We start from the raw sequence: 11807 nt of genomic DNA, 5'->3' as shown, positions 1-11807 counted from the left end.
GGGATTGGGTATGTCTGGCTGTCGCTTGTGGGGGCTGCTGTTATCGCTGTTGCTCTGTCCGCTGGCCTGGGCCGCTGAGAACCCGGGCCTGCCCACGCAGATCCGCCTGGTCAGCGAGGAGTGGATCGACTACACCAATGCCGATGGCAGCGGGCTGGCCTGGGATGTGCTGCGGGAGATATTCGAACCCCGGGGCGTCAAGGTCGAGATCCGCAGCGAACCCTACATCCGCTCGGTCGGCCTGGTGGAGCGCGGCGAGGCGGATGCCTGGGTCGGCTCCTACAGCAAGGAAATCAGCGACGCCCTGTACCCGCGCTGGAACTTCGATACCGACCATATCTACGCCCTGGGGCTGGCCAGCAACCCGGCCCCCAGCCTGGAAACCCTGGGTGCCTATCGCCTGGCCTGGGTGCGCGGCTACAAGTACCAGGACTACCTGCCCAATGTGCGCCACTTCAACGAGGTCCGCCGTCGCGACGGCATCCTCTCGATGCTGCAGCACAGTCGTGCCGACTACTACATCGACGCCGTGGCCGAGGTCGACTATGTCCTCGGCCAGGCCCCGGATCCCACGGTCTTCCGGCGTACCCACCTGCTGGAACTGCCGCTGTACCTCGGTTTTTCCGACAGCGAGCGGGGACGGGCGTTGCTGGCCCTGTATGACCAGCGGATGGATGAGCTGGTCAAGGGCGATCGGTTGCGCCATCTGTTCGAGCGCTGGAAACAACCTTATCCGTTCGAAACCGGCAGTACCCCGGCGGCAACCAATCAAACTTATTGATAGTTATCATGGATAATTCGGCCTAAGCGTCTGTAGGAACCTCCTGTTACAATGCGACCTCTGCGAATTTCCAGTCCTCATACTGATCAGGAGCACACGGTGCCCGTCGTTTTCGTCGCCGCTTCCAAACTGCCCACCCCTTTTGCGACCTTCACCATGAACGGCTTTCTCGAAGAAGCCACCGGTCGTGAACACGTCGTGCTGACGCTCGGGGATGTGGCTGATGGTGCACCGGTTCTTGGCCGCGTGCACTCCGAATGCCTGACTGGCGATGCCTTGTTCAGCCAGCGTTGCGACTGTGGTTCGCAACTGGAAGCCGCCTTGCAGGCAATTGCCCGCGAAGGACGTGGCGTCCTGCTGTACCTGCGCCAGGAAGGCCGTGGCATCGGCCTGATGAACAAGATCCGTGCCTACGAGTTGCAGGATGGCGGTGCCGACACGGTCGAGGCCAACGAGCGCCTGGGCTTTGCCGCCGACCAGCGCGACTACGCCATCTGCCTGCCGATGCTCGAACACCTGGGCATCCAGTCCCTGCGCCTGATGACCAACAACCCGCGCAAGGTCAAGGCGTTGACCGACATGGGCATCACCGTCGCCGAGCGCGTGCCGTTGCACACCGGTCACAACCCGCACAACAAACTCTACTTGGCCACCAAGGCCGGCAAGCTCGGCCACATGATGGGCAATGAGCACCAGAGCGAGGCCGATCCGGCGTGACCCGTGGTCAGGTCAAGCGCCGGCTGGCGATCGGCTGGTACAAGCAACTGGTGCTGAGTGTGTTGCCGCTGTTTGTCGCCAACTGGTTTTTCGCCCGGTCGGAGTCGTTGTTGCCGGTGCTGGCGATGCCGTTCTTCATTGCTGGCGTGGCTTCGATGTTTATCAGCCTGCGGTTTTTCGGCGCCTACAAGCGTTCGCTGATCGCCACCCAGGCTGCCCTGGATACCCCCGAAGAACCGGCGGCCTGGATCGCCCTGGCGAATGTCCGGCGCAAGGCGCTGGTAGTGGCCGCACTGCCGACCTGGATCGGCACCCTGGCGGTCTTCGTCGGCCTGGAGGCGGTGCCACTGGTCTTGCTGGTGCTGTCCACCGTGGTGCTGTTCTACCTCTACCGCATTTCGCGTCAACTCGGCTGACGCATCGCTGGCTGGCGATTCTGCTGCCAGCCGCAGCGACCCCTGCCAGGCCATCGAGACACCCGATTCAGAGTCCCGGCGTCCAGATCACCCCGAACAGACTTTCCTCAGACCCGGCCGCCGCGCTGGCATTTCGGGCAATACGACCGCCTGCGGGAACCGGCCAGCCGATTCCCCTAGGGGAGAGAGTTTTTTACAGCCCCAGCAGTTGCATGCGCCCGGTGACCGAAGCTTCGATCCCCGCCACATCCAGTCCGCATTCGGCGAGCATCTGTGCCGGCTTCGCGTGTTCCACGTAGGTGTCCGGCAGGCCCAGGTGCAGGATCGGCTTGAGCAGGTTGTCGCGCGCCAGGAACTCGCTGACCGCCGCACCGGCGCCGCCCATGATGGCGTTTTCCTCGATGGTCACCAGCAGTTCGTGGCTGCCGGCGATCTCGCGCACCAGGGCTTCATCCAGCGGCTTGACGAAGCGCATGTCGACCACGGTCGCGTCGAGTTTCTCGGCCACCACCAGGGCTTCGGCCAGTTGCACGCCAAACACCAGCAGGGCGACCTTGCTGCCCCGACGGCGAACCACGCCCTTGCCGATCTCGATCGGTTCCAGGTCTTTCTCGATGGTCGCGTTCGGGCCGTTGCCGCGTGGGTAGCGCACGGCCGCCGGACCGTTGTACAGGTGGCCGGTGCTGAGCATCTTGCGCAGTTCGTTCTCGTCGCTCGGGGTCATCACCAGCATGCCGGGGATGCAGCGCAGGTACGACAGGTCGAAACTGCCGGCGTGGGTCGGGCCATCTTCGCCCACCAGGCCGGCACGATCGATGGCGAACAGCACGTCGAGGTTCTGCACCGCGACGTCATGCACCAACTGGTCATAACCGCGCTGCAGGAAGGTCGAGTAGATCGCCACCACCGGCTTGGCGCCTTCGCAGGCCATGCCGGCGGCGAAGGTCACCGCGTGCTGCTCGGCAATCGCCACGTCGAAGTAGCGCAGCGGGAAACGCTCGCTGAAGGCCACCAGGTCGGAGCCTTCCTTCATGGCCGGGGTAATGCCCACCAGGCGGGGATCGGCGGCGGCCATGTCGCACAGCCATTCGCCGAACACACCGGAGTACTTCGGCCCGCCGGCCTTTTTCGGCGCGGTCGCCGGAGCGTCCAGGGGTTCGAGCTTGGTAATCGCGTGATAGCCGATCGGATCGACTTCCGCCGGGGCGAAGCCCTTGCCCTTCTTGGTCACCACGTGCAGGAACTGCGGGCCCTTGAGGTCACGCATGTTGCGCAGGGTGGCGATCAGGGTCGGCAGGTCGTGGCCGTCGATGGGGCCGATATAGTTCCAGCCCAACTCTTCGAACAGGGTGCCGGGGACCAGCATGCCCTTGGCGTATTCTTCGGTGCGACGGGCGATTTCCCAGGCGCCGGGCAGGCGCGAGAGCACTTTCTTGCTGCCCTCGCGCATGCTCGCGTAGGTGCGGCTGGAAAGAATCTTCGCCAAGTAGTTCGACAGGCCGCCGACATTGCGCGAGATCGACATGTCGTTGTCGTTGAGGATCACCAGCATGTTGGCGTCCACTTCCGGCGCGTGGTTCAGCGCCTCAAACGCCATGCCGGCGGTCAGGGCGCCGTCGCCGATCACCGCGATGGCCTTGCGGTCGCTGTTCTGCAGGCGGGCGGCGATCGCCATGCCCAAGGCGGCGCTGATGGAGGTGCTGGAGTGGCCGACGCCAAAGGTGTCGTACTCGCTCTCCGAGCGGCGCGGGAAGGCGGCCAGGCCGTCCTTCTGGCGCAGGGTATGCATCCGTTCGCGCCGACCGGTCAGGATCTTGTGCGGATACGCCTGATGACCCACGTCCCACACCAGCCGGTCATCCGGGGTGTCGAAGACGTAATGCAACGCGATGGTCAGCTCGATGACCCCGAGACCGGCGCCGAAATGTCCACCGGTCTGGCCGACCGAATAGAGCAATTCCAGGCGCAACTCATCGGCCAGGGTTTCCAGCTCGGCTTCACCCAACCGGCGCAGGCCGGCCGGCGTATCGGCACGGTCCAGCAGGGGCGTGGTCGGGCGCTTGCGGGGAATCTCATGGAACGTCGTGGGCATCAGGCGAATCGTTATAGGTATGGAGAGGCGGCAGTTTACCTTATGGAGCGCACGCTGCCCACGCGCTGTGACATCGGTGGGTCGGACGAGAGCCCCGCGCGGGTGCGAAAGGCCCGTGGCAACGCCAGGTCAGCTGCGCCGTTCAACGATATAGCGGGCCAGCTCGCGCAGCGGTTCGGCGGCCGCGTCAAACGGTCGCAGGGTGTGCAACGCCTGGTCGCGCAGTTCCAGGGCGTAGGCCTTGGCGTTGTCGAGGCCGAGCAGGGCCGGGTAGGTCGGCTTGTCCCGGGCGATATCGGCGCCCTGGCGCTTGCCGAGGGTCGCGGTATCGCTCTCGACGTCGAGAATGTCGTCCTGCACCTGGAATGCCAGGCCGATGGCCTGGGCGTAGGTCTGCAGCGACTTGAGCTCGTCTTTCTGCGCATCGCCGCTGGCGAGGGCGCCGAGGACGACACTGGCCTCGATCAATGCGCCGGTCTTGTGCCGGTGCATGTATTCCAGGGCTTTCTGGTCGAGCTTGAGGCCCACCGAGCCGAGGTCGATGGCCTGGCCTCCGACCATGCCGGCGGGGCCGGCGGCCTGGGCCAGGGTGCTGACCATGGTCAGGCGGATCTCGGCGCTCAGGTTGCTCAGGCGCGGATCGAGCAGGGCGCTGAAGGCCAGGCTTTGCAAACCGTCGCCGGCGAGGATGGCACAGGCTTCGTCGAAGGCCTTGTGGGTGGTCGGCTGGCCGCGACGCAGATCGTCATCGTCCATGGCCGGCAGGTCGTCGTGGACCAGCGAGTAGGCGTGGATCAGTTCCACCGCGCAGGCCGCGCCATTGGCCTGTTCCGGCTTGCCGCCGAGGGCTTCGCAGGCGGCGTAGGCGAGCAGCGGGCGGACACGCTTGCCGCCGTTCATCACGCTGTAGCGCATGGCTTCGTAGAGGCGGGCGAGTTCGCCGCTCGGGGCGACGAACAGCGTGTCCAGCGCGGCGTTGACCCGTTGCTGGCTGCTGTCCTGGTAGGCTTTGATCATTCTGGCTGTTCCGCGTCGAAGGGTTCTTCGGCCAGCTCGCCATCGCGCTCCAGCAGGATCTGCACCTTTTGCTCGGCCTGGGCCAGGGCGCCCTGGCAGTCGCGCGTCAGGCGGATGCCTTGTTCGAAAGCGGTCAACGAGTCTTCCAACGACAGCTCGCCGTTCTCCAGGCGCTCGACCAGCGTTTGCAGGTCAGCAAGGGATTGTTCGAAATCCAGGGAAACTTTTTTGCGGGCCATGGCGGCGATCTCGATAGGCGTTAAACCGGCGCGACACTAGCAGACAGCGGGTTTCGGGGCAAATGCGAGGGAGTTGCAGTCACGGTCCTGACGGGCCACCTATCCCTTGTAGGCGCTGGCTTGCCAGCAATGAGGCCCTTGAAGCTTGCATCATCCTTGCGGACGCCATCGCCAGCAAGCGGCTCCCACAGGTGGGGGATTATCCCGATTCCTGGCGAGGGGCATCCCGGTTTGTCCCGCTAGTCGGTACAAAGTCGTCTCTTTATAGTAGTCCATCGATCAAGGATGAATGATCGACATGGACCGCCCTCTCGTCGCCCCCGATATTCTCCTGCGCTTCTACACATAAGGCTGTCATCCATGGCGTCTTCTTCCGCTCGTACTCCCGGGTCCGGTGTTCTGTTGCTGATCATCCTGGCCTGCCAACTGATGATAGTGCTCGACGTGACGGTGCTCTACACCGCGCTGCCACATATCCAGAAAGCCCTGGACCTGTCGCTGCCCGACCTGACCTGGGTACAGAACGCCTACACCCTGACCTTTGGCGGGATGATGCTGCTCGGCGCCCGTTCCGGCGACCTGCTCGGACGGCGCCGGGTATTTATCGTCGCCGTCACGGTCTTCACCCTGGCCTCGCTGCTCGGCGGGCTGGCGCAATCGGCCCACGAGTTGCTGATTGCCCGTGGCGTGCAGGGCATCGCCGCGGCGTTCCTCGCGCCGTCGACCCTGGCCCTGATGATGACCCACTTCGCCGCCGGTCCCCAGCGGCTGCGGGCGATCAGCTTCTACACGGCGGTGTCCGGCGGCGGTGGCGCGGTCGGGCTGGTGCTCGGTGGGGTATTGACCGACATGCTGTCCTGGCGCTGGGTGATGTTTATCAACCTGCCGGTGGGCATCGGCCTGTTCCTGCTGGCCTGGCGTTATCTGAAGGAAACCGAGCGACATACCGGGCATTTCGACCTGTCCGGCGCGTTGACAGTCACCCTGGGCATGAGCGCGCTGGTCTACTGCTTTGTCCGCGCCGGTGCCCAGGGCTGGGACGATGCACCGACCCTGATCGCCCTGGCCTGTGCCCTGGTGCTGCTGACCCTGTTTGTCTGGATCGAACGTCGGGCCGAGCAACCGATCATGCCCTTGCACCTGTTCGCCAGCGCCGAGCGTTCCGGCGCCTATATCGGCCGGATGTTGCTGGTGGGCGGTATGGTCGGCACCTATTTTTTCCTGATCCAGTACGTGCAGGAGGTGCTCGGCTACAGCGCGCTCAAGGCCGGTGAAGCGTTTCTGGCGTTGACCATCACCCAGTTCGCCATGTCGATGTACGGCGTGAAGTGGCTGGCGCGGCATATCAGTGCCTCGACGATGCTGTTCTTCGGCCTGGGCACGGCGCTGGTGGGCATGCTGATGCTCACCGGGCTGGGTAGCGAAGTGGACTACTTCCCGCGGTTGATGCTGCCGTTGATCATTCTCGGTATCGGCTGCGGGGCGGCCTTCGTGCCGCTGACCAGCGCCGGGATCGCCGGGGTGGAACCGCAGAATGCCGGGGCCGCGTCCGGCCTGGTCAACGTCGCCCACCAGGTCGGCGGTTCCCTTGGCACGGCGGTGATCATCGCGATTGTCGGCATGGCCGCGCGGTTGTCGCCGCAGCCGCTGGCGGCGGGGGCCGATGCCCAGGCCCGTCAGGCCCTGAGCCAGGCGTTGTCGGTGGGGGCGACCAGTTCCGCGGCGTTTTTCGCGCTGGCGCTGCTGGTGCTGTTCTTCACCTCGCGCCATACCCGCCGACGGGAACGACTTCAGGCGGCTGACGCGGCTTCCTGAACCCGGCTGGCCACCTCGCTCAACTGTGAGCGCAGCCAGCGCTGGGCCGGGTCTGCATCATTGTGGCTGTGCCAGATCAGTTCCAGCGACCTGGACACGCAGTGATAGGGCAGTTCCTGGGTCACCAGGCCCAGGGTCCGGCTGAATACGGCGGCGAGCGGACGGGGGACGATGGCCATCAGGTCGCTGTCTTCCAGCAGCATCGGAATGGCCATGAAATGCGGAATCAATACCTGCCGGCGCGGCTGCAGGCCGAGGGTTTCCAGGGCGCTTTCAAGGGCTGCGCGGTCGTAGCCGTCGGTTTGCCGGGACAGGCCGCGTTCCAGGATATAGCTCGGTGGCGCGCCGTCGGCGGCGGTCCCCAGCGACATCACCACCAGGGCATAGGTCGCCATGTCCTGCAGGGTGATGGCGCGTTGCGCGGTCGGGTGGTGTCTGCCGGTCACCAGGACTTCTTCCTGCTGCCACAGGGTGTGCGAACGCAGGCGTTCCGGCCGGTCCTGGAACATGCCGAGGGCGATATCGATACGCCCCAGGTCGAGCTGTTCGGCCAGGTCCAGGCGGGTCGACGGGGTGATCACCAGATTGATGCCGGGTGCCTCGGCGGCCAGCAGGCGATTGAACGGTGGCAGCAGCACGGTCGACGAATAGTCGCTGGCGGCGATCACGAACGAGCGCCGGGCCGACGCCGGGTCGAAAGCGGTGGTCGCCCGGGTCAGTACCGCGCTGATGTTCTGCAGGGCTTCACGTACCGCGCCGCTGATCTCGAAGGCGTAGTGGGTCGGTGTCATGCCCTTGCCGGTGCGCACGAAGATCTCCTTGCCGACACTGTCGCGCAGGCGTGACAGCGCATGGCTGACCGCCGACTGGCTGAGGTGCAGGCGCTGGCTGGCTCGCAGGACGCTGCGCTCCTCCATCACGGCATCGAAGACCCGCAGCAGGTTGAGGTCGAGGCGGTCGAAAGCAATCATTCACGGGGCTCCGGTGGCGATGACGAATTCTGTGCCGAGCCGGCGCCGCGGGCAATCGGTGATGCAGGTTCCGTTGCCGATGATTGTTGTGCAGATTCGGCGAACGTTGAGAAGTGAATCCTGTGCACTTCGACAGTGCAGGAATGTCCCTTCAGTCGCCCACCTCCCTATGTGACCCTATTGCCCATGCCGCACGAACGGTTTCGAGAAAAGGTGGAAAAGTGCAATGTTCGACAACGTCAGGAATCATCGAACCCTGTGTGCCGATCCGCATGTGCAATGGCAACTGGCCGGGCAACCGGGCGCCGGGCTCGAGGCATCGGTTGCCGATTACCTGCTGGATCCGGGCTCATTGACCCAGCGTCTGGTCGAGATTTCCGGTGGTCGCTTCGCCATCACCCCGCTGTATGAGCGCGAAGACGTGTTGCTGGACAGCGAATGCACGGCGCTGCAATTACCCGCCGGCAGCCGTGGCTGGATTCGCGAGATCTATCTCACCGGCCAGGGCGTGCCCTGGGTTTTCGCCCGCACGGTGATCCCGGCTGCGGTGCAGCAGATGACCGGCCAGGACTTGCGGACCCTGGGCGATCAGCCGATCGGACCGCTGCTGTTCGGTGACCTCGACTTCCGGCGTGGGCCGATAGAGTTCTGCCGTTACGAGGATTCGGCTCGCAACGGTCAGTTGACGGCATCCCCGCTGTGGGCGCGACGCTCACGCTTCGAACGGGGCGACCTGGGCATTCTGGTATCGGAAGTGTTTCTGCCGACGTTCTGGGCGAAGGTGGATGGGCCAGCAATCCTGGAAAAGCGCAGGGCCTGAAAGGATTGGGAGCAGGGGCGTCGACAACCCACGGGTGCGGCTCAGACCCTACTGCGGGTCGCCAGCCAACACCCCGAAGCCCTGCGTGATCTGCAGCCGGTGTGACACCATCAGTAGTGGCCTTTGGCCTTGTTTTTCATGGCGTGCACGGGGTTGAGTGTGCACGACCTCTCATTTGCCGACGCGCCCCGCAAATAGCGCTTTTCCGCCATTGTGCAACCAGATGTGAATCGCTAACCTCTGCGACTTCCCGACCTGTCCTCGACAGGTCCTTTCTGATTTCAGTGTTTCAGTGGTGCGCCATGGATGGATCGGGCGCAGGGTTTCGTGATGTCTGGCAAGGAGGCATAGATGCGTCGGTTTTTCCCCATCCTGATCGCCCTCTGGGCCGCGAGTGCCTGGGCCGAGCCCTCGGCCGAGTTGCAGGAGCCGACCGGCGGCTGGCGTTATTCCGGCCTTCTCGATCGCAGCGACGCGCCGCAGGTCGCTTATCCGACGCCGCCCATCGATCGTGGTATCCAGCGCAGTCGCACGCCCATCGAGGGCAAGGTCAATCCGCCATCCGGTCCGCGCCAGCCGCATACCCTGTCGGTCAACGGCAACCCACTGAATCTCTACACCGATGACAACGGTCGCTTCGTGCGGCCTTATGCCTTCGGTGCCGGTTCCAACAGCGTCGAAGTGCGCAGCTCCGCCGGCAAGTCCCTCAAGCGCGTGCAGTTCTACGAAGCCAATCGCTCGGTCACTCCCGCGCGTATCCGCGTGGTGCTCGGCTGGGACGACCCCAAGGCCGAGCTGGACATGCACATCATCACGCCGGACGGCCAGCACGCCTTCTTCGGCCATCCCGGCCTGACCAATGGCGGCGGCCTCGACCCGGATGGCGTCGATGGCCCGGGCCCGGAAATGTTCACCATGACCGCGCCGCTGCACGGCACCTACCTGATTTACGTCAACTACTGGGGCAACTTCGGTAGCGAAGGCTATAACTTCGATGAAGGCAAGAACCAGAACGAAGTGATCACTTCGCAGATCAACCTGATCCTCGATGAAAACACCGTCAACGAGAAACGCGAGACGTTTATCGTGCCGATGCGCGCCATCGGCGACCTGATGCTGGTCAAGACCTTCAACTATTGAACACTTCAATTACTGGGCATCCCGCTCCACGGATGAATGGGCTTTGTGAACATGAGCGATAACACTGCTTCCCCGGACGCCGGCACACCCGCCGCGGCCAAACCCGTCGGTTCGCGCCGCTGGCTGGGTGTCGTACTCGGGCTGTGCGTGGTGGGTGCGGTCGGCGGCGGGTTGGGCTGGTTTCTCCACCACAAGCCCAAAGCCCCGGTGGCGGAACTGGCCCTGGAAAAGCTCGGCCTGAGTCGCCCGGATGCCCTCCTGGAAACCGCGTCCCTCAGCCAGTTGCCCAAGGACTTGCTCAGTGTGCCGTTCCTGCGCGAGACCCTGACCGAGGATTTCGTCTTCTACTACGAAACCCATGGCGACCGCCTGGGGCTCATCGGCAGCCTGCGCCGGATCATCTACGAGCATGACCTCAAGCTGCAGGACACGCTGATCGAGCAACTGTTCGACCAGCCGGCGGACGTCGCCCTGTGGCGTGGCAAGGATGGCCGGCTCAAGGACTTCCTGCTGGTGCTGGACCGCGGTGGCCTGGCCAAGGTGCTGGAACCGCTGGCCCAGGTCGCACTGGACGACACCCAGTTGAGCAAGGTCGGTGAACTGAAGGTGGGTGGGGATAACGTGTCGCTCTACCGCCTGGCCTACAACGCCAGCAAATCGCTGCTGTTCGCTTCCCGTGGCGACAAGATGGTGGTGCTGTCCAACCCGGAAAAACTCTACGACCACACCGACGATGCCGCGGCCGAACCGGGCGAGGTTTCGCTGCAGGCCATGGCCGCTTTGCTCAACGGCGACAAGCTGTTCCCCGAGGCCTTTGGTCTCAAGCCGCGGGAAACCACGGTGAAACAACGGATCTCGGTCGGCGCCAGCGTCCTCGCCATGGGTTACCAGCGCTTTATCCCGAACTTCGTCGGCCTGCGCCTGGACATGGACGACAAGGGCTGGCACAGCTTCCTGGCCATGGACGAGTTGGACAACCAGCCGGACTTCGACTTCAAGCCGATCTGGCAGGCCATGCCGGTGGGCGCCAGCGCCTGTGTCGCCTTGCCGGTCGCGGCCGAGCAGCAGAAGCCGCTGTTGGTCAAGCTCGGCGCCGACGAGGCGACCGCGCAGAAACTCACCGAACACATGAACGGCGCCGCCGGCCTGTGCTGGTACGCCGATTCGCGTCTCTACACGCCGTTGCTGGTGGCGAGCCTCGACAGCAAGGCCGGCGATGCGCTCGATGCCGACCTGGGCAAGCTGTTCGGCTCGATGGTCGGTTCCAACGAAAGCAATGTCGAAGGCGGCCTGTTCCCCGTCGACGAGCAGAAGAAAGACAGCGCCCACCAATGGAAGCGCCAGGTCAGCTCGACCTTCGGCCAGTACGCGGCCAAGGAAGCGCCGCAGCCGGACGCGATCACCGGCAAGGGCTTCTTCCGGGTCAGCCTGGCCCGCCACGGCTCGACGCTGCTGTTCTCCCTGGACGACAAGCTGGTGGACAAGGCCCTCGGCACTCTCGACAAGCACTTCCCGCCGCTGGCCGATGTGCTGCCCAAGGATGTGCTGATGCCGATCTACTTCGGTCCTGACGCCCTGGCACAACTGATGAAGCAGGAAACCCTCGACAGCCTGCCCCAGGACATGGAGCCGGTATTCCGCAACGCCGCGCAGACCCACCTGCTGCCCAAGCTGCAGAAGCTCGCCGGCTACGGCAAGTACGCCCTGACCCTGCCCGAAGGCAGCGAACCGGATGGCCACTGGCAGTGGCTGCCTCTGCAATGGCGGGCGATGTGATTCGTCTGTTCAAGAGCCTGGGC

At 64.4% G+C, this 11807-nt stretch carries 10 protein-coding genes and 1 pseudogene; 7 read left to right on the top strand and 4 right to left on the bottom strand.

The window, feature by feature from the left end:
• The first annotated feature begins 10 nt into the window (after positions 1-10).
• The 3 genes from KI243_RS29060 to KI243_RS29050 all read left to right on the top strand — a co-directional run bounded on the left by KI243_RS29060 (position 11) and on the right by KI243_RS29050 (position 1914).
• Complete coding sequence (locus KI243_RS29060; RefSeq protein WP_212810179.1) at positions 11-781, top strand: transporter substrate-binding domain-containing protein; 771 nt, start codon at positions 11-13, stop codon at positions 779-781.
• A 99-nt stretch (positions 782-880) separates the two neighbouring features.
• Positions 881-1498, top strand: coding sequence for a GTP cyclohydrolase II (gene ribA, locus KI243_RS29055; RefSeq protein ID WP_017123289.1), 618 nt, complete (start codon positions 881-883; stop codon positions 1496-1498).
• A complete protein-coding gene (locus KI243_RS29050) occupies positions 1495-1914 on the top strand; it encodes an MFS transporter (protein WP_212810178.1) in 420 nt (139 codons plus the stop codon). Before ribA ends, KI243_RS29050 begins: the two co-directional genes overlap by 4 nt.
• Before the next feature lie 193 nt (positions 1915-2107).
• Here the strand turns inward: KI243_RS29050 and dxs are convergent, their stop codons facing one another.
• The 3 genes from dxs to KI243_RS29035 all read right to left on the bottom strand — a co-directional run bounded on the left by dxs (position 2108) and on the right by KI243_RS29035 (position 5262).
• Positions 2108-4006, bottom strand: a complete 1899-nt coding sequence (gene dxs, locus KI243_RS29045) for a 1-deoxy-D-xylulose-5-phosphate synthase (protein WP_177127722.1) — start codon at positions 4004-4006, stop codon at positions 2108-2110.
• A 129-nt stretch (positions 4007-4135) separates the two neighbouring features.
• Complete coding sequence (gene ispA, locus KI243_RS29040) at positions 4136-5023, bottom strand: (2E,6E)-farnesyl diphosphate synthase (RefSeq protein ID WP_177119575.1); 888 nt, start codon at positions 5021-5023, stop codon at positions 4136-4138.
• Positions 5020-5262 (bottom strand): exodeoxyribonuclease VII small subunit, encoded by a 243-nt coding sequence (locus KI243_RS29035; RefSeq protein ID WP_017123293.1) that lies wholly within the window; start codon positions 5260-5262, stop codon positions 5020-5022. Before KI243_RS29035 ends, ispA begins: the two co-directional genes overlap by 4 nt.
• A 360-nt stretch (positions 5263-5622) precedes the next feature.
• Between KI243_RS29035 and KI243_RS29030 the strand changes: the two genes are divergently transcribed.
• Positions 5623-7077 carry an MFS transporter gene (locus tag KI243_RS29030; protein WP_212810177.1) on the top strand — a complete coding sequence of 485 codons (1455 nt, stop codon included), beginning with the start codon at positions 5623-5625 and terminating at the stop codon, positions 7075-7077.
• On the opposite strand, the gene KI243_RS29025 is transcribed toward KI243_RS29030, so the two are convergent.
• Positions 7053-8048 (bottom strand): LysR family transcriptional regulator, encoded by a 996-nt coding sequence (locus KI243_RS29025; RefSeq protein ID WP_177119573.1) that lies wholly within the window; start codon positions 8046-8048, stop codon positions 7053-7055. The two genes, KI243_RS29030 and KI243_RS29025, sit on opposite strands and share 25 nt — an antisense overlap.
• Positions 8049-8274: 226 nt before the next feature.
• On the opposite strand from KI243_RS29025, the pseudogene KI243_RS29020 reads away from it, so the two are divergent.
• From KI243_RS29020 to KI243_RS29010, 3 genes and pseudogenes are all read left to right on the top strand, one after another.
• Positions 8275-8820 (top strand): annotated as a pseudogene (locus tag KI243_RS29020) (chorismate lyase); the annotation flags it as partial.
• Positions 8821-9219: 399 nt separating this feature from the next.
• Positions 9220-10008 carry a DUF2135 domain-containing protein gene (locus KI243_RS29015; protein ID WP_017123297.1) on the top strand — a complete coding sequence of 263 codons (789 nt, stop codon included), beginning with the start codon at positions 9220-9222 and terminating at the stop codon, positions 10006-10008.
• A gap of 51 nt (positions 10009-10059) precedes the next feature.
• A complete protein-coding gene (locus KI243_RS29010) occupies positions 10060-11784 on the top strand; it encodes a DUF2138 domain-containing protein (RefSeq protein ID WP_177083902.1) in 1725 nt (574 codons plus the stop codon).
• Positions 11785-11807 lie beyond the last annotated feature (23 nt).

The organism is Pseudomonas sp. Ost2 (genome assembly GCF_018326065.1).
Taxonomy (GTDB): Bacteria; Pseudomonadota; Gammaproteobacteria; order Pseudomonadales; family Pseudomonadaceae; genus Aquipseudomonas; species Aquipseudomonas gingeri.
Note: the sequence above shows the minus strand (reverse complement) of the source record. Positions and strands in the feature narration are given on the sequence as shown.

What these genes read in the sequence shown, in the direction of transcription:
- KI243_RS29060 (WP_212810179.1), top strand. Translation starts at nt 11, where the DNA reads ATGTCTGGCTGTCGCTTGTGGGGGCTGCTGTTATCGCTGTTGCTCTGT.
- dxs (WP_177127722.1), bottom strand. Translation starts at nt 4,006, where the DNA reads ATGCCCACGACGTTCCATGAGATTCCCCGCAAGCGCCCGACCACGCCC.
- ispA (WP_177119575.1), bottom strand. Translation starts at nt 5,023, where the DNA reads ATGATCAAAGCCTACCAGGACAGCAGCCAGCAACGGGTCAACGCCGCG.
- KI243_RS29035 (WP_017123293.1), bottom strand. Translation starts at nt 5,262, where the DNA reads ATGGCCCGCAAAAAAGTTTCCCTGGATTTCGAACAATCCCTTGCTGAC.
- KI243_RS29030 (WP_212810177.1), top strand. Translation starts at nt 5,623, where the DNA reads ATGGCGTCTTCTTCCGCTCGTACTCCCGGGTCCGGTGTTCTGTTGCTG.
- KI243_RS29025 (WP_177119573.1), bottom strand. Translation starts at nt 8,048, where the DNA reads ATGATTGCTTTCGACCGCCTCGACCTCAACCTGCTGCGGGTCTTCGAT.
- KI243_RS29015 (WP_017123297.1), top strand. Translation starts at nt 9,220, where the DNA reads ATGCGTCGGTTTTTCCCCATCCTGATCGCCCTCTGGGCCGCGAGTGCC.
- KI243_RS29010 (WP_177083902.1), top strand. Translation starts at nt 10,060, where the DNA reads ATGAGCGATAACACTGCTTCCCCGGACGCCGGCACACCCGCCGCGGCC.